Below are 16,129 nucleotides of genomic sequence, written 5' to 3'. Positions count from 1 at the left end.
AGGCGAAAACGCTCTAAATTTCAATCGGCCGAAGGAAGCCGCCGCATGGTGAATTCGATGCGGTCGCCTTCCAGCTGCCGCCAGCTTTCCACTTCCGTCCAGTAGGCCGCTTTCGGAAAGCTGTCGAACCATTCGCGCGCCTTGGCGCGGGCTTCCTCGCGTCCGAGACAGAAGGTCTGCCGCACGAACATGCCATTGCGCGTCTTGTCGTCGCCCGAGCCTTCACGCGCCTTGCGGTGATTGGCGATCCTGCGCTTCAGCCCGTCCAGGGGCGGCGGTCCGGTAAATTTCGTCATGATATTCACCTCTGGCACCTACATCGATAAAGATAGTGCCCGCATGTGAACTTGGCGAGTCGAATTTGTGCGCGGGGCCTACACCTGCTAGACGCGACAGGGAATCGACTTCACCAAAGGAGAATACGCATGGAACGGCCAATCTTGCCGAAGGGCTTGCCCGACGACATCGAGGACAAGAAGGCCCTTGCCCAAGCCTGGTTCCAGCATCTGCGCGACACCATCGTTAACTCCTTCGAGACCCTCGAAAACGACCTGACCGGCCCTCTTTCCGATCAGGAGCCCGGCCGTTTCGTCCAGAAAGACTGGCTGCGCGACAATGGCGAGGGCGGCGGCGGCAAGATGTCGATGATGGAAGGCCGCGTCTTCGAGAAGGTCGGCGTCCACACCTCCACCGTCTATGGCGAATTCTCGCCGGAATTCCGCAAGCAGATACCGGGAGCGGAAGAAGACCCGCGTTTCTGGGCCTCCGGCCTCTCGCTCATCGCCCATCCCGTCAACCCCAATGTGCCGGCGGTGCACATGAACACACGCATGGTCGTCACCACCAGCCACTGGTTCGGCGGCGGCGCGGATCTGACGCCGGTGCTGGGGCGCAGAAGGACGCAGGAAGACCCGGACAGCCAGCTTTTCCACCGCGCCTTCGAAATCACCTGCAACCGCCATCCGGTTGCCGATTATCCGCGCTACAAGACATGGTGCGACGAGTATTTCTTCCTGAAGCACCGTAACGAAGCCCGCGGCATCGGCGGCATCTTTTTCGACTGGCTGCACCCGCAGGAGGAAAATGGCGGCTGGGACGCCAATTTCGCCTTCGTGCAGGATGTCGGCCGCGCCTTCAATCTGGTCTATCCGAAAATCGTCCGCGCCAATTTCAACCAGAACTGGACGGAAGAGGACCGCGACGAACAGCTTATCCGCCGTGGCCGCTATGTGGAATTCAACCTGCTCTACGATCGCGGCACGATCTTCGGCCTCAAGACCGGCGGCAATGTCGAATCGATTCTCTCCTCTCTACCGCCGGTAGTGCGCTGGCCCTAAAAAACCTCACGTAAATTTGACGCTCATCAGCCAATTTGTCGCAAATAGCGCAAATTAGGACTTATGGAAAAATCAAGGCAATGATAGTCTCCTCCCCGCAGACGTACTGGAGGAGCTATCGTCATGATTACTTCGAACAGCATGCCTATCTCTGCTTCCCCCGAGGGAGCGCCGCAATCCATCGATACCCCTGATTTGATCGATCGCCTGGCAGCGGAAATGCGCGCCACGGGTGATCGCGAACTGCCGCATTCCTTTTATGTCGAACAGGTAAAACGCACGCTGGCCGGAAAAACGGTGAAGCGGGCGGACAATGACGAAATGCCTCGTACAAAAATTCCGGCAGCCGGCACATCCTCTGTTTTCCAGTGCTGGGCGATGCCCGAATAGGGGCCTGAATAAGGTCGAAGGACGCCGCTCTGGAACATAAGCGGTGAACATTCGTTTCTTGTCGGAGGGACAGCAGGCAATTGAATGCTGTCCCTCACTCTCGCACATTCTCCCTGTCGAAAATCGATTCCGGTTTTCGACAGGGAGAATGTGCAGACTCAAAATGTTAGAGCGTCCTTTATGCGTCCGAACGGACGCATGGCGCTCTAAAACAGGGAGGCAAGACCATGAGACTGTTTGAATGTGGAACGCTCGTGCCCGGCTGTGCCTGGCACACGCGCGCAGATGACGACGCCGAAGTTGTGCGTCGCACCGTGGAACATATGCGATCGGCGCACGGCGAAACCGTCATCCGCGAGAACATGATCGAAAACATCAAATCCCGCATTCGCGACGAGGCAAATGCGGCCTAAGCCGCAACGCCGTCGCTGACCTCAATTTTCCAGCATATCCTTCAGCCGGGCGGTCAACGCTGCCCGGTCGAGTGAGAAATTGACGTCGATCCACTTTTCCTCAAGGCTTTTCAGCACTTCGCCCACCTTCGGGCCAGCTTCGACGCCCGCAGCCATCACATCCGCACCGCTCAGCGGAAAGCCCGGTTTTTGGAATTTTTCCGCCCTCATCAGCAAAGTCGAAAGCCGCGCCACTTTCTGCATGGCCGTGTCGCCGGCAGAGAGATCGGCACGGGCCGAAGCAAGCGCCAGTTTCAGCCGCGTCTTCACGCCCTCGACGCCCTGACGATAAAGCAGCCGGTCGAGCGCCGTCTCCTTCAGCTCGGGGTCAGCCGCCGGAGCCGAAGCCCAATGGGCGAGATAACCCGCTTCGGCTTTCGACAGCCGGAGGCGCGCGGCAAGGGCAGCCAGCCTCTCCCTGTCCGGCGGCACGATGGCGGCAAGCCGCAACATCGGGTCCACGGCCCAGCCGAGAGCCTGCTCCGTCGCCACCAGCCCGTGAATGGCGTCGATACCCCATTTTTCCGTCTCGGGAAGAATTTCCGTCAGAACGCCCGATTGCCGCATCCATAAGAGAGCGCGGGAAGGATCACGCGCGGCAAGCAGCTTTTTCAGCTCGCTCCACACCCGCTCGGCCGAAAGCGTCCCCAGCTTGTCCTTGGCGCGTGCACTGGCGCGCAGACCATCGGCATCGGGGCGGCCGGAACCATAATGGGCAAAAAAGCGGAAAAACCTGAGAATACGAAGATAATCTTCCGAAATCCGCATCGCCGCATCGCCGATGAAGCGCACCGTCCCGGTCTCGATGTCGGGCAGGCCATCGATCAGGTCGATGATCTCGCCCTTCTCATCGGCATAAAGGGCGTTGATGGTGAGATCCCGCCGCTCGGCATCGGTCTGCCAGTCGGTGCCGAAGGCGACCTGTGCGTGGCGGCCGTTGGTTTCGACATCGCGGCGCAACGTCGTGACTTCGAAACCCTCGCCATCGATCACCAGCGTCACGGTGCCGTGCTCGATGCCTGTCGGCACCGACTTGATACCCGCCGCCTTCGCCCGCTCCACCACCACATCGGGGGTAAGCGTCGTCGCCATGTCGACATCGACAACCGGCAGGTCCATCAGCGCGTTGCGCACCGCGCCGCCGACGATCCGCACCTCGCCGCCATCGGCATTCAGAAGCGCGAAGATGCGCTTCAGCGCCGGCTTTTTAAACCAGTCCCGCCCGGCAAGGCTGTTCATGAATAAAACCTCTCGTAAATCGTCCGCACGATGCCCGCCGTAATGCCCCAAATGTAGCGCTCGCCATAGGGCATTTCGTAGAAAAACCGCTCCTTCCCCTGAAAGATGCGGCTGCCGCGCCCGTGATTGGCCGGGTCCATAAGGAAGGACAGCGGCACCTCGAAAACCTCGTCGACTTCCGTCGGGTTGAGCGTCAGCGCAAAGCCGGGGCGGACGACCGACAGCACCGGCTTGATGCGAAAGCCCGTCCCGGAAATATAGTCCGGCAGACGCCCGACCGTTTCCACGAAAGACCGGGAAAGGCCGATCTCCTCTTCCGTCTCGCGCAGCGCCGCCTCTTCCGGTGTGCGATCCTCGGCATCGATGCCGCCGCCCGGAAAAGAAATCTGGCCGGAATGTTTGCGCAGGGTTGCGGTGCGCTGGGTGAAGATCACCCGCGCGTCGTTGCCGTCATCGATAACAGGCACCAGCACGGCGGCATCCTTCAGCCTGATGCCGTTTCCCGAGAGAACCACGCCCGGATTGAGCACATGGTCCCCGTGCTCCCGCTCGGCCACACCCTCGCCTTGCCTCAACACCCGGCGGCGGAAGTCGGCGGCGGTAAAAGCCTTAAAATCTATAGTCGTCATCGTCATTGCGAAAGCCGTTCCAGTTCATTGGCGGGCATGACCGGAAAGACGACCCCGCCCGAGCGCACGGCGAACATGTCGACGCCCTCCACTTCGATCACCTCGCCAAGCGCGATGAGATCATACATCACCGCCCGCGACACGAGCGCTTCCAGCCGGCCGCGCACCAGAAGATAGGGCTTCAATTCCCGGTTCTCACCGAAAACCTCGAACCGCAGCGGATGCTCCGGCCCCGCCTCTACCACATCGCCGACATTGGTGCGGAAGGTCAGCAGCGGCTCGCCATCATCCTCACCCGCCGTCAGCTTCATTTCCACGGCGACGAAAGGCGCATCCACGACGCGGATGCCGACTTTTTCCACAGGAGTTACGAGATAGGTTTTACCATCCTCATCCTTGCGCAGAACCGTGGAAAACAGCCGCACCAGCGGCGCCCTGCCGATGGGGGTGCCGAGGTAGAACCAGGTGCCATCGGCGCGGATTTCCATGTCGAGATCGCCGCAAAAGGGCGGATTCCAGCGTTCCACCGGGGCCGGCCCGCGTTTGGCGTCGCCGGTCTGTTCGGCGGCGCGGGAAATCATCGCCGCAAGCCCCGCCGCATCATCAGCCGAATTTATCGTCTCCGCTGCCATATTCGAGTCTCGCTTTGCCGATAAGGAAATACTAAGTCACGACATAGTCATTCGAATGGCGCTTGTCAGCGGCCAAGAGAGCAATAAGCTATATGCAGCGCAAAATCCGTCCCGGCCGACTGCCAGCAAAACCGGGATGCGACTGTGACAGCGGCGAAGGTATGAGGAGAGCGACATGGGCGTGATGAATACCGGCGAAACCCTCGATGAAAAGGCCATCGTCGCCGCGGCTGAAAAGGCGCTTTCCGACATCGCGGCGATCCGCACGGAAGTCTCCAAGGTCATTTTCGGCCAGGAAAAAGTGGTGCAGAACACGCTTCTCGCCATCCTCTCCGGTGGCCATGCGCTGCTCGTCGGCGTTCCCGGCCTTGCCAAGACCAAGCTCGTCACCACGCTCGGCACCGTGCTCGGCCTCGATGCCAACCGCATCCAGTTCACGCCGGATCTGATGCCGTCGGACATCCTCGGTTCCGAAGTCATGGATCAGGACGAAAACGGCCGCCGTTCCTTCCGTTTCATCAAGGGTCCGATTTTCGGCCAGCTGCTGATGGCCGATGAAATCAACCGCGCCAGCCCGCGCACGCAGTCCGCCCTTCTGCAGGCCATGCAGGAATATCACATCACCATGGCCGGCCAGACCTATGAGCTGCCGAAGCCGTTCCATGTTCTCGCCACCCAGAACCCGCTGGAGCAGGAAGGCACCTATCCGCTGCCCGAAGCCCAGCTCGACCGCTTCCTGCTGCAGGTCGATGTCGGTTATCCCGAACTTGCCGCCGAACGCCAGATTCTGCTCGACACGACGAGCACCGCCTCGGGCGAAGCGCGCGGCGTGATCGATGCCGGGCGCCTGATGGAAATCCAGTCCCTCATCCGCCAGATGCCGGTCAGCGACAAGGTGGTGGATGCGATCCTCTCGCTCGTCCGTTCCGCCCGCCCCGGCCATGGCAATAAATTGACCGATAAACACGTTGTCTGGGGTCCGGGTCCGCGCGCCGGCCAGTCGCTGATGCTGACGGCCCGCGCCCGTGCGCTCTACGAAGGCCGGCTAGCCCCGTCGCTGGACGACGTCCATGCACTGGCCGAACCGGTGCTGGAACACCGCATGGCGCTGACCTTTGCGGCCCGCGCCGAAGGCATGTCGGTGCGCGATGTCATCGCAGCGCTCGTGGAGCAGGCGAAGAACTGAAGCGACGTTCGCGAAAGGACTGCATGTGGCATCCATCGGCCAGATCGTAGACAAGACGCCGGGTAGCGAAGTTCTGGCGCGCGCGCGCCAGCGCGCAGCCCTGGTGCCGGACTGCATGGTCGAGGCAAAGCGCATCGCCAACACCGTCACCGCCGGCTGGCACGGCCGTCGCAAGCGCGGCATCGGCGAAAATTTCTGGCAGTTCCGCCCGTATGCCGAAGGCGAAAGCCTGTCACGCATCGACTGGCGGCGCTCGGCTCGCGACGACCATACCTATGTGCGCGACCGGGAATGGGAAGCCGCCCACACCATCTGGCTCTGGGCCGACATGTCGCCGTCGATGATGTTCAAGTCCACGCTCGGCTCCGTCTCCAAGGAAAGCCGGGCGCTGGTGCTGATGCTGGCGCTGGCGGAAATCCTGGCGCGCTCGGGCGAACGCATCGGCTGCCCCGGCATCATGGAGCCGGTTTCGGCCAGAAACGCCGCCGAACGGCTGGCGGCCGCCATCATGCATGCACCGCTGACGACAGGCATGCCGGAAACGGGCATGATCCGCGGCGCGAGCGACATCGTCCTCATCGGCGATTTTCTCGATGATGCCAAAGCCGTGATGGAGCGGATTTCGCCTCTGGCGCGGCGCGGCCTGCGCGGCCATGTGGTGGAAATTGCCGATCCGGCCGAAGAGACCTTTCCCTATTCCGGCCGCACCGAATTCACCGATCCGGAAACCGGCGAAAAACTGGTGTCCGGCCGTGCCGAAACCATTCGCGAGGATTACACCCGCGCCTATCTCGCAAGGCGTGAGGCGCTGTCCTCGTCGCTGCGCCGTCTCGGCTGGAACTTCGTGTTCCACCGCACCGATCATCTCGCTTCCGAAGCGCTCGTCGCCATGCACATGTATCTTTCCGGCGCGCCAGCACAGGGCGGTGGGCAAGGCGGTGGGCACAGATGAGCGCATTGCCTTTCGTCTTCACCAGCCCCTATATCCTCTTCGGCCTCTTGGCGCTGCCAGCCATCTGGTGGCTGCTGCGGCTCACCCCGCCGCGCCCCAAGGCGGAAGTGTTTCCGCCGCTGAAGATATTGGCGACGGTGCTGAAACGCGAGGAAACGCCCTCGAAAAGTCCGTGGTGGCTGACCCTGCTGCGCATGGCGCTTGCCGCCGCCGTGATTTTCGCACTGGCCGATCCGGTGGTGAACCCGCGCAACAACAGCATTGCCGGCAGCGGCCCGCTGGTGCTGATGGTCGACAATAGCTGGGCCTCCGCGCCCGACTGGGAAAGACGCGTGGCCACCGCTCAGGCCCTGATCGGCGACGCGGAACGGGCCGACCGCCCCGTCTCCATCAGCTTCACCGCCGATGCGGAACATGACGCCGTACCGGGAACGACAGCCGTTGCACTGGAAAAGCTCGCCGCAGCAAAACCGAAGCCGCTCGTTCCAGATCGTATCCGCACGGCGGAAGCCATCACCGAGGCGCTGAACGGCACGGCCCCCGGCACGATCGCCTATATTGCCGACGGTGTTCAAACCGCGCAGGATGAAAGCGCGATGAGAACGCTTGCCAGCCTCTCCCCCGCCGAATTCCGCATCGTGAAGGGCGACGGCAAGGCGATCACCGCCATTACCGGCGCCACCAACAATGCCGATGCCATGAGCGTCACACTGTCGCGGCTCGATACCGCCGAAGCCGCCCGGCTGACCGTCAATGCGCAGGACAGCCAGGGCCGCATCCTCGCCAACGGCATCGCGAACTTCGCGCCCGGCGCGGCCGAAACCACGGCGACGGTGGAAGCGCCCTTCGAACTGCGCAACGATTTCGCCCGCCTTTCCCTCGAAGGCGTGTCGACGGCGGGTGCAGTGCATCTTCTCGACGACGGCTTCCGCCGCCGTCGCGTGGCGCTGCTGGCCGGCGAAACCGGCAATGATTTCCAGCCGCTGCTGCAGCCGCTTTATTATATCAGCCGCGCGCTTCAGCCTTTCGCCGATCTCATTCCGCAGCGGCAGGCCGATCTGGCGCAGGCGATCCCGGAAATCCTGCAATCCAATCCTTCGGTCATCGTCATGGCCGATATCGGCCGTCTGCCGCAGGAAACCTATGAGCCGATGCAACGCTGGCTCGCCGGTGGCGGCACGCTGATCCGTTTTGCCGGACCGCGCCTTGCCGCAGCCCCGGCCGACGATCCGCTGGTGCCTGTAACACTCAGACAGGGCGAACGTGCGCTTGGCGGCGCGCTCTCCTGGGCCGAGCCGCAGCCGCTTGCCGATTTCCCGAATTTCGGCGCCTTTGCCGGCATGCCGAAGGCCGATGGCGTCCTCGTCAAACGTCAGGTTCTGGCCGAACCGACACCGGATCTGGCCGAACGCACCTGGGCAAGCCTTGCCGACGGCACGCCGCTCGTCACCACCCGTAATGTCGAGGCTGGCCGCATCGTGCTCTTCCATGTCAGCGCCGAGGCAAGCTGGTCCGACCTGCCGATCTCGGGTCATTTCGTCGATATGCTGCGCCGTATCGTGCAATTGTCGAAGGCGGGCGGCGCTTCCGCCAACGCCAATGCCCCGGCTGCCGCCCTTCCGCCCTTCCGGTTGCTGACGGCGGAAGGCGCGCTTTCAGCCGAAATCGGCACTGCCCGGCCGCTGGAAATGCGCGCCGGCCAGCCGCCCCGCACCGGTTTCGACAATCCCCCCGGCCTCTATGGCACAGAGGATGGTTTCGTGGCTCTCAATCTCCTGCCCGCAGGTGCCACACTTCGCCCCCTCGACACGTCCGCCGCCGGTGTCAGCACCACCAGCGAAGCGCTGATCGGCGAAACGGCGAAATCGCTGCGCCCCGCGCTCTTCATCGCCGCCTTCCTGATGTTGATCGCCGACAGCCTGATCGTGCTCTTCATGAACGGCGCCTTCGCACGCCTGCCGAAAGCCCGCAGCGCGACCGCCGCCACCGTGCTTCTGGCCCTCAGCGCCTTTGCCGCCATGTCGCCAACCGACGCCCGCGCCGACGATCCCAAACCCGGCGACGAGCAAATTTTCGAGCGGCTGGACACCACCCATCTCGCCTATGTCCGCACCGGCGAAGACGATGTCGACCGCATTTCCGAGCAGGGCTTGCAGGGTTTAAGCGAATTCCTGACCTGGCGCACGACGCTGGAGCCCGGCCAGCCCGTCGGCCTCGATATTTCCAAGGATGAATTGTCCTTTTATCCCATCATCTACTGGCCGGTTTCCGCAACGGCACCCATGCCCTCAAGCGCCGCCATCTCGCGCATCGACGCCTACATGCGCGCCGGCGGTACCGTGCTGTTCGACACGCGCGACCAATTCTCTTCGCTCGATACCGGTGCGACCAGCCCTAACGGCGAACGCCTGCAGGCGATCCTTGCCAATATCGATATCCCACCGCTGGAGCCCGTGCCGGAAGACCACGTTCTGACGCGGTCCTTCTATCTGCTCACCAATTTCCCCGGCCGTTACAATGGTTCGCCGCTCTGGGTGGAATCGCGGCAGGGGGCGGCGAAGACCACCTCCGGCCTCTCCTCCTCCGGCGATGGCGTGACGCCGATCATGATAACGGGCAATGATTTCGCCGGCGCATGGGCCGTCGATCCGCAGGGCGCGCCGGTTCTGCCAACGGTGCCGCCGGATGAGATGCAGCGCGAACATGCCTTCCGCTCCGGCGTCAACATCATGATGTATATGCTGACCGGCAACTACAAGGCCGATCAGGTCCACGTTCCCGCACTTCTCGAACGGTTGGGGCAGTGACATGACATTGACCTTCGCCCCCTTCCTGCCGTGGATCGTGATTGCCGTTCTGGCCGTCGCCGCCCTTCTCCTCTCCTTCATCGGCCTGTGGCGCGGCGTGCGCGGCGCATGGCTGCGCGGGCTGGCGCTTGCCGCCCTACTTGCCGCTATTGCCAATCCGCTGCTGACGCAGGAGGAGCGCGAGCCGCTCTCCACCATCGTGCCCGTCATCGTCGACCGTTCGCAGAGCCAGGACGTACAGGACCGGCCGCAAATGACCGATACGGCGCTGGAGACGCTGAAAGACCGGCTGTCCCGCTTCCCGCGCATCGAACCGCGCATCGTGGAAGTGCGCGACAATGGCGAGAGCGATTCACCCTCGACGCAGTTGTTCTCGGCCCTTTCCTCCGCCGTCTCGGATGTTTCACCCTCTCGTGTCGGCGGCGCGATCTTCCTCAGCGACGGCCAGATTCATGATATCCCCAATGCCCTGCCCAACGCCGAACAGGCGCTGGGCTTCCGCGCGCCCGTGCACGGCCTGATCACCGGCAAGGCCGATGAATTCGACCGCCGTATCGAGATCGTTCGCGCCCCGCGCTTCGGCATCGTCAATGAGGAACAGCAGCTGACACTGCGTGTCTTCGATGACGGCCGCCCCGCCGGCGGCGGTTCGGCGGAAGTGACGGTGAAGATGAACGGCGAAGAAATCGCCACGCTGCAGGCGACACCCGGCCAGCCGACGCCGTTCAATTTCAAGGTTCCGCGCGGCGGCAACAATGTCATGGAATTTTCCGTCGCCGAGCTTCCGGGCGAAGTGACAGCGGCGAATAACCGCGCTGTCCACCTGATCGAAGGCATCCGCCAGAACCTGCGCGTGCTGCTGGTCTCAGGCGAACCGCATGCCGGTGAACGGGCGTGGCGTAACCTCCTGAAATCCGACGCCTCGGTCGATCTGGTGCATTTCACCATTCTGCGCCCACCGGAAAAACAGGATGGCACGCCGATCAACGAACTCTCGCTGATCGCCTTCCCCACCCGTGAATTGTTCGTCGAAAAGATCGAGGATTTCGACCTCATCATCTTCGACCGCTACCAGCATCGCGGCGTGCTGCCGATCCTCTATTACGATTACATCGCCCAATATGTCGAAAAGGGCGGCGCGCTTTTGATTGCTGCCGGGCCGGAACATGCCGGTCAGGATTCGATCGCCATGACGCCGCTCGCCTCCGTGCTGCCGGCGCAGCCGACCGGTCAGGTGCATCAGGCCGCTTTCTACCCGCGCCTTTCGGAAGCGGGCAAGAAGCACCCCGTCACCCGCGGGCTGGAAGGTTCGGGCAACGAGCCGCCGCAATGGGGCCGCTGGTTCCGCACCATCAGCGTCGACCCGCCGCAGGGCCAGACCGTGATGCTGGGCGACGGGCAGGACCCGCTTCTGGTTCTCAACCGTCAGGGCGAAGGCCGTGTCGCCATGCTGCTGTCCGATCAGGGCTGGCTGTGGGCGCGCGGTTTTGAAGGCGGCGGCCCGCATGTGGCGCTTTACCGCCGCATCGCCCACTGGCTGATGAAGGAACCCGAACTTGAAGAAGAAGCGCTGACGGCGCGCGCCAATGGCCGCACCCTGCAGATCACCCGCCAGACCATCGGCGACGATCCCGGTCAGGCCAGCGTGCGTTTCCCTTCCGGCAAGACCGAGAACATGGCCTTCACCAGCACGGAGCCCGGTCTTTACAGGATCGAACGCCGCATGGATGAAACCGGCCTGTTCGAGATCAAAAACGGCGATTTCACCACCCTCGTCCATGTCGGCGCGGTGGATGCGCCGGAATTCAAGGCGATGATCTCGACCACCGAAACGCTGAAACCGCTGGCCGACGCCACCAGAGGCAGCGTGCACCGCGTCGCCGACAATTCCGGCCGTATCGCGCTGCCCGATATATTGCCGGTGCGCGGAGATATCAGGGTTGCCGATGAGGATCGCATGCTGATACGCATGACCGACGAGACGGTGCTGAAAGGCGTCAACACCCTGCCGCTCTTTGCCGGTTTTGCCGGTTTTGCCGGGCTTGCCGCCCTGCTGCTCGCCTTCTCCGCGCTGTGGTGGCGTGAGGGCCGGTAAGGGCGTTTCCAGCGAAGAGCTTAAGGCGCTTCACGTCTCGGATTGGAAACGAGGAAACGGCCGCCGCCCGGCGGCCCGGGAAGATCAACATGAATTTCGTTTTGAGCGACGTCGCGGATGCGGAAGTCGAAAAGGCCATTCGCGATCCGCTGGTGGCCTATAATCTCGCCCGTTTCGGCGAAAGCGACAAACGCGAACTCAACATCACCATTCGCGATGACGACAATACCGTCACCGGCGGTCTGGTGGGATATACCGCTCGCGGCTGGCTTTACGTGCAGCTTCTTTTCGTGCCGGAAACCATGCGCGGTCAGGGCACAGGCCCGAAGCTGCTTGCCATGGCGGAGGCGGAAGCGAGAAAGCGCGGCTGCATGGGCGCCTATATCGACACGATGAACCCGGATGCCCTGAGAACCTACGAACGCTACGGTTTCACGAAGATTGGCTCGCTTGCGCCGCTTTCCACGGGCCAGACGATCACATGGCTGGAGAAACGCTTCTAGCAGGCTGTTGAAAATCGTCGACGATCACGCACGTCGTTACCCCCCTCTGTCCTGCCGGACATCTCCCCCTCAAGGGGGGAGATTGTTCCGTGGCGATGTCTCGCACCTTTCGACGGTGGAGAATGAAGCGGCGAGAAAGCCTCTTGCCGATCTCCCCCCTTGAGGGGGAGATGTCCGGCAGGACAGAGGGGGGTAACGACACCCAGCGCCGTCGATGATTTCAACTGTCGTGTACTGTGGAAGCAGATTAAATGCGACGCGCTTTATCTCTTTGTTTTTATGCATATCTACCAAAACCACTGCACAGTTTTGGGAGACATGCTTTAGGCGGCGATCCCCGATACCCCACCGTCGACCGTTCGGCCCATGGCCTCGCGGATTTGCTGGCGAAGCCACACGGCTCCGGCATCCGCATCTGTCTGTAGTGTCCAGACCATGGCGACGGGCGGGAAACTCAGCGTCACCGGCACCGGGCTTATTTCAAGTCCCAGCATGGGCGCATAACGCAGCGCGATGCGTGAGGACACGGTCGCCAGCACCGCCGAGGATCGCGCCGTCGCCAGCACCGAGAGGAAATCCGGCGCGGCCGCAACGACGTCGATTTCCAAGCCGCTCAGTTCCAGCGCATCCTTGATGCAGCCATGCAGACTGTCCGTCTGCGATATGACCGCATGTTTGGCCTCCATATAGGCGTCCAGCCCGACGGGATTGGGCAGATCGAGCAAGGCCGGGTTGAAACAGCAAAGCACGCTGGAGGAATAAAGCGGCTCGCAATGGTGGCGCTGCTCCTTCGAATAGGTGCATCCGACAGCCATGTCGATCACGCCCGTATCGAGCATCGCGGTAATTTCCTGCTCCTGCCCGCTGCGGGCGAGGATGCGGATGCCGGGTGCGATCTCCCGCAGCCGCGCCGTCAGATCCGGCAAAAGCAACAGCTCCACCTCGCTCGACATGCCCAGCCGGAATGTGCGGCGCTCGGTGGCCGGATCGAACACATCCGCCGTCATCACCGCCGCCTGCGCCTGCCTGAGCGCCTGCCGCACCGGGCCGGCCAGATTAAGCGCCCGCGCCGTCGGCTTCATCTCCTGCCCCACGCGGATGAAAAGCTCATCCTGAAACAGGGTGCGCAGGGTGGAGAGATTATGGCTCATGGCCGGTTGCTGGATTTTCAGCCGCCGCGCGGCGCGCGTAACGTTCATCTCCTCCATCATCGCATCGAAAGCGATGAGAAGATTGAGGTCGAAGGAGCGGAGATTGAAATGATCGATAGTTTGCATAAGTCACATCGATTTGATTGCTGGCCTGCCTACACTTAGCTGGAGTGCGGAAAGTTTCAAGACATTCCCTCAACCCAGGAGCTCCCAATGCCGTCCCGTCGCTCACTTCTCAAAAGCGCCGCCAGCGCCATCTTCGCCGCCCCTTTCGTTGCCCCCACCGTCGCATTCGCCAAGGCGCCGTTTGCCGCCACGCAGGCACCCGGCTTTTACCGGTTGACGGTCGGCAAGGTGGAAGTCACCGCCCTTTCGGACGGCGTCATCGCGCTGCCGCTTGCCAAGATTTACACCAACACCACGCCGGAACATGCGGCGAAAGTCTTGCAGGACGCCTTCCTGCCGGAAGAGACGCCCACCTCGGTCAACGCCTTTCTCGTCAACACCGGCGACAGGCTGGTGCTGATCGACGCCGGCACCGGCGCTTATCTCGGCCCATCCCTCGGCAGGCTCGTCACCAATATCGAGGCCTCCGGTTATAAAACCGCGGATATAGATGACGTTATCCTCACCCATATCCATACCGACCACTCCGGCGGGCTTTCAGCCAATGGCAAACGCGTCTTTGCCAATGCGACCCTGCACGTCAACGAGCGTGAAGCCGCTTTCTGGCTCGATGCGGCAAAGGCCAAGGCGGCCCCTGAAGCGCTGAAGAAGGGTTATGCCGAAGCGAAGGAAAGCATCCAGCCCTATATCGATGCCGGCAAGTTCGAGACATTCGGCGACAATGCCGCGCCGGTTTCCGGCCTTGGCTCTATTCTTTACGCCGGCCACACGCCCGGCCACAGCGCTGTCGTTCTCGAAAGCGACGGCCAGAAAATTGTTTTCTGGGGCGATATCACCCATGGCGATATCCTCCAGTTCGATGAGCCTGACGTGGCCATCGAATTCGACGTCGACCAGAAGGCCGCCGTTGTCGCGCGCGATCTGGCATTCCGGCAGGCGGTAGAGGGCAAATATCTGGTGGCCGGCGCGCATATCGCCTTCCCCGGCATCGGCCATGTGCGCACCGACAGCACCAATTACGATTGGTTGCCGGTCAACTACACGGCGCTGTAGGGTGGTAAATAGCATGGCCTGATCCTCAAAGGGTCAGGCCATTGCGCGGGAAGGGCGCGTCAGGTCAGCGCCACCTGCCGCGTTTCCGCATTGATCATCGTCGCCGCAATCGCGGCAAGCACCAGCAGACCGGCGAAAATGCCGATTGCGACGCCAAAACCCTGCGCTATGGCATAACCGAGCAGCGACGGCGCCAGCAGGCCGCCGAGCCTTGCCATGGCGCCTGCGGCCCCCATGCCGGTCGCCCGCGATTCCGTCGGGTAAAGCTCCGGCGTATAGGCATAAAGCGCACCCCAGGTGCCGAGCAGCGCAAAACTCATGATAAGAAGCGAGGCGGCGATCATCGCGCCCGCCGAAGCCAACGTGAAGAGCAGGCAACCGAGCGCGGAGAGCAGGCAGAAACCGATCAGCGTCGGCTTGCGGCCCCATTTTTCGACGCCATAGGCGGCAAGCGCATAACCGGGGATTTGCGCCAGCGCCACCAGCACCAGAAAACCATAACCGCGCACGAAACCGAACCCGTCTCCGGCCAGTTTCGCCGGCATCCACGTAAAGACGCCGTAATAAGAAACGGAAACAAGGAACCAGATGGCGAGGATCATGATGCTGCGCTGCCGGAGCGCCGGCGAAAATATCCCCTGCCCCTTGCCCACGTCAGGCTGGAAAAGCCCGGTCCCGGCATCGAGCGGCGCACGCCCATTCGTCACCAGCATGCGGTTGACGACGGCCTTGGCTTCCTCCAACCGCCCGCTGCGCAGCAGGTAAAGCGGCGATTCCGGCACCAGAAAGCGTAGGCCAAGGCCGAGAACCGCCGGAAATGCCGTCACGGCGAAAATATAACGCCAGGCATCGGCGACACCGGCAAGGCTGGCGCCCCAGGCAGCCAGTGCCACGATCAGCGTTCCGACAGCCCAGAAACCCTCGAGAAAAACCAGCCAGCGGCCGCGATTTTTGGCGGGCAGGAACTCGGCCATCATCGCATAATCCACCGGCAGCGTGCCGCCCACGGCGGCCCCGGTCAAAAAACGCAAAACAAGCAGGATGGTGAAATCGGGCGCGAACACCGAAAGCACGCCGAACAGCGCATCGCAGGCCACGGTGACGATCAGCACACGGCGACGCCCGTAACGATCCGCCAGCCGCCCGAAACCGGCAGCACCAAGCAACATGCCGAAAAAGAACGCCGTGCCGGTCTGCAGCGCCTGCGGCACCGTCAGCCCGAAGGTTGCGGCAATCGAGGCGGCGGTGAAGCCGACGGCGAGAACCTGCATGGCATCCGCGGCCCAGACGAGGCCGAATATGCCCATCAGCCGCCGCTGATAGGCGCCTGCGCCCGCGCGCTCCAGCGCATCGTTCATGGTGATAGCCGTCATGCCCCGCCCCTTTGCAGAAATCGACTTTGACTTGCTATCGTATAGGGGGAGGAAACGGAATTGAATTCTGTGGAAGGAGAGGCGTTGTTTCGAGACAGACCATCGGAAGAAGATTTTACCACATAAAAAGACGTGCACGGCAGTCTCGATGTTTGCCATAGCGCGCAACGCCCCTTCCGTCATGCCGGACTTGTGTGGACGTAT

15 protein-coding genes are annotated in these 16,129 nt (G+C 62.4%); 9 read left to right on the top strand and 6 right to left on the bottom strand.

Features of this window, described 5'->3' with window-relative positions; genetic code table 11:
• Nucleotides 1-20: 20 nt before the first annotated feature.
• The gene (locus tag L901_RS13205) at nucleotides 21-296 is read right to left on the bottom strand and encodes a hypothetical protein (protein ID WP_003523094.1); all 276 of its coding nucleotides are present in this window, start codon (nucleotides 294-296) and stop codon (nucleotides 21-23) included.
• Between the two features lie 129 nt (nucleotides 297-425).
• Between L901_RS13205 and hemF the strand changes: the two genes are divergently transcribed.
• The 3 genes from hemF to L901_RS13190 all read left to right on the top strand — a co-directional run bounded on the left by hemF (nucleotide 426) and on the right by L901_RS13190 (nucleotide 2,140).
• A complete protein-coding gene (gene hemF / locus L901_RS13200) occupies nucleotides 426-1,337 on the top strand; it encodes an oxygen-dependent coproporphyrinogen oxidase (RefSeq protein ID WP_059757389.1) in 912 nt (303 codons plus the stop codon).
• A gap of 123 nt (nucleotides 1,338-1,460) precedes the next feature.
• Nucleotides 1,461-1,727 (top strand): hypothetical protein, encoded by a 267-nt coding sequence (locus tag L901_RS13195; RefSeq protein WP_059757387.1) that lies wholly within the window; start codon nucleotides 1,461-1,463, stop codon nucleotides 1,725-1,727.
• 227 nt (nucleotides 1,728-1,954) lie between these two features.
• The gene (locus L901_RS13190) at nucleotides 1,955-2,140 is read left to right on the top strand and encodes a DUF1059 domain-containing protein (RefSeq protein WP_003523091.1); all 186 of its coding nucleotides are present in this window, start codon (nucleotides 1,955-1,957) and stop codon (nucleotides 2,138-2,140) included.
• A gap of 21 nt (nucleotides 2,141-2,161) precedes the next feature.
• Here L901_RS13190 and L901_RS13185 read toward each other — a convergent pair whose 3' ends face one another.
• The 3 genes from L901_RS13185 to L901_RS13175 are packed head-to-tail and all read right to left on the bottom strand — an operon-like array spanning nucleotide 2,162 to nucleotide 4,679.
• On the bottom strand, nucleotides 2,162-3,418 hold the full coding sequence (locus tag L901_RS13185) for a CCA tRNA nucleotidyltransferase (RefSeq protein WP_059757384.1): 1,257 nt from the start codon (nucleotides 3,416-3,418) through the stop codon (nucleotides 2,162-2,164).
• Entirely contained in the window at nucleotides 3,415-4,053 is a 639-nt protein-coding gene (locus L901_RS13180; protein ID WP_059757382.1) for a CoA pyrophosphatase, read from the bottom strand. The genes L901_RS13185 and L901_RS13180 overlap by 4 nt, the downstream gene beginning before the upstream one ends.
• Nucleotides 4,050-4,679 (bottom strand): DUF1285 domain-containing protein, encoded by a 630-nt coding sequence (locus tag L901_RS13175; RefSeq protein WP_059757379.1) that lies wholly within the window; start codon nucleotides 4,677-4,679, stop codon nucleotides 4,050-4,052. The genes L901_RS13180 and L901_RS13175 overlap by 4 nt, the downstream gene beginning before the upstream one ends.
• 175 nt (nucleotides 4,680-4,854) lie before the next feature.
• Between L901_RS13175 and L901_RS13170 the strand changes: the two genes are divergently transcribed.
• From L901_RS13170 to L901_RS13150, 5 genes are all read left to right on the top strand, one after another.
• Nucleotides 4,855-5,865 carry a MoxR family ATPase gene (locus L901_RS13170; RefSeq protein ID WP_059757377.1) on the top strand — a complete coding sequence of 337 codons (1,011 nt, stop codon included), beginning with the start codon at nucleotides 4,855-4,857 and terminating at the stop codon, nucleotides 5,863-5,865.
• Between the two features lie 25 nt (nucleotides 5,866-5,890).
• A complete protein-coding gene (locus tag L901_RS13165; protein ID WP_003523086.1) occupies nucleotides 5,891-6,817 on the top strand; it encodes a DUF58 domain-containing protein in 927 nt (308 codons plus the stop codon).
• Nucleotides 6,814-9,624, top strand: a complete 2,811-nt coding sequence (locus L901_RS13160; RefSeq protein WP_059757374.1) for a DUF4159 domain-containing protein — start codon at nucleotides 6,814-6,816, stop codon at nucleotides 9,622-9,624. The genes L901_RS13165 and L901_RS13160 overlap by 4 nt, the downstream gene beginning before the upstream one ends.
• Before the next feature lies 1 nt (nucleotide 9,625).
• Entirely contained in the window at nucleotides 9,626-11,719 is a 2,094-nt protein-coding gene (locus tag L901_RS13155) for a hypothetical protein (RefSeq protein ID WP_059757373.1), read from the top strand.
• A gap of 89 nt (nucleotides 11,720-11,808) precedes the next feature.
• On the top strand, nucleotides 11,809-12,222 hold the full coding sequence (locus L901_RS13150) for a GNAT family N-acetyltransferase (protein ID WP_059757371.1): 414 nt from the start codon (nucleotides 11,809-11,811) through the stop codon (nucleotides 12,220-12,222).
• 323 nt (nucleotides 12,223-12,545) lie between these two features.
• Here the strand turns inward: L901_RS13150 and L901_RS13145 are convergent, their stop codons facing one another.
• Nucleotides 12,546-13,499, bottom strand: a complete 954-nt coding sequence (locus L901_RS13145) for a LysR substrate-binding domain-containing protein (RefSeq protein ID WP_020808472.1) — start codon at nucleotides 13,497-13,499, stop codon at nucleotides 12,546-12,548.
• Nucleotides 13,500-13,586: 87 nt separating this feature from the next.
• On the opposite strand from L901_RS13145, the gene L901_RS13140 reads away from it, so the two are divergent.
• Nucleotides 13,587-14,552: an MBL fold metallo-hydrolase gene (locus L901_RS13140; RefSeq protein WP_059757368.1), complete on the top strand. Its 966-nt coding sequence runs from the start codon at nucleotides 13,587-13,589 to the stop codon at nucleotides 14,550-14,552.
• Between the two features lie 59 nt (nucleotides 14,553-14,611).
• On the opposite strand, the gene L901_RS13135 is transcribed toward L901_RS13140, so the two are convergent.
• On the bottom strand, nucleotides 14,612-15,925 hold the full coding sequence (locus tag L901_RS13135; protein WP_059757366.1) for an MFS transporter: 1,314 nt from the start codon (nucleotides 15,923-15,925) through the stop codon (nucleotides 14,612-14,614).
• Nucleotides 15,926-16,129 lie beyond the last annotated feature (204 nt).

This window comes from Agrobacterium sp. D14 (assembly GCF_001526505.1).
In the GTDB taxonomy this organism is placed as follows: Bacteria; Pseudomonadota; Alphaproteobacteria; order Rhizobiales; family Rhizobiaceae; genus Agrobacterium; species Agrobacterium leguminum.
This window is presented reverse-complemented; position numbering and strand designations above follow the sequence as displayed.

Coding starts and splice junctions, on each gene's coding strand:
- L901_RS13170 (WP_059757377.1), top strand. CDS start 4,855: ATGGGCGTGATGAATACCGGCGAAACCCTCGATGAAAAGGCCATCGTC.
- hemF (WP_059757389.1), top strand. CDS start 426: ATGGAACGGCCAATCTTGCCGAAGGGCTTGCCCGACGACATCGAGGAC.
- L901_RS13190 (WP_003523091.1), top strand. CDS start 1,955: ATGAGACTGTTTGAATGTGGAACGCTCGTGCCCGGCTGTGCCTGGCAC.
- L901_RS13145 (WP_020808472.1), bottom strand. CDS start 13,499: ATGCAAACTATCGATCATTTCAATCTCCGCTCCTTCGACCTCAATCTT.
- L901_RS13175 (WP_059757379.1), bottom strand. CDS start 4,679: ATGGCAGCGGAGACGATAAATTCGGCTGATGATGCGGCGGGGCTTGCG.
- L901_RS13195 (WP_059757387.1), top strand. CDS start 1,461: ATGATTACTTCGAACAGCATGCCTATCTCTGCTTCCCCCGAGGGAGCG.
- L901_RS13140 (WP_059757368.1), top strand. CDS start 13,587: ATGCCGTCCCGTCGCTCACTTCTCAAAAGCGCCGCCAGCGCCATCTTC.
- L901_RS13150 (WP_059757371.1), top strand. CDS start 11,809: ATGAATTTCGTTTTGAGCGACGTCGCGGATGCGGAAGTCGAAAAGGCC.
- L901_RS13185 (WP_059757384.1), bottom strand. CDS start 3,418: ATGAACAGCCTTGCCGGGCGGGACTGGTTTAAAAAGCCGGCGCTGAAG.
- L901_RS13155 (WP_059757373.1), top strand. CDS start 9,626: ATGACATTGACCTTCGCCCCCTTCCTGCCGTGGATCGTGATTGCCGTT.
- L901_RS13180 (WP_059757382.1), bottom strand. CDS start 4,053: ATGACGATGACGACTATAGATTTTAAGGCTTTTACCGCCGCCGACTTC.
- L901_RS13205 (WP_003523094.1), bottom strand. CDS start 296: ATGACGAAATTTACCGGACCGCCGCCCCTGGACGGGCTGAAGCGCAGG.
- L901_RS13160 (WP_059757374.1), top strand. CDS start 6,814: ATGAGCGCATTGCCTTTCGTCTTCACCAGCCCCTATATCCTCTTCGGC.
- L901_RS13135 (WP_059757366.1), bottom strand. CDS start 15,925: ATGACGGCTATCACCATGAACGATGCGCTGGAGCGCGCGGGCGCAGGC.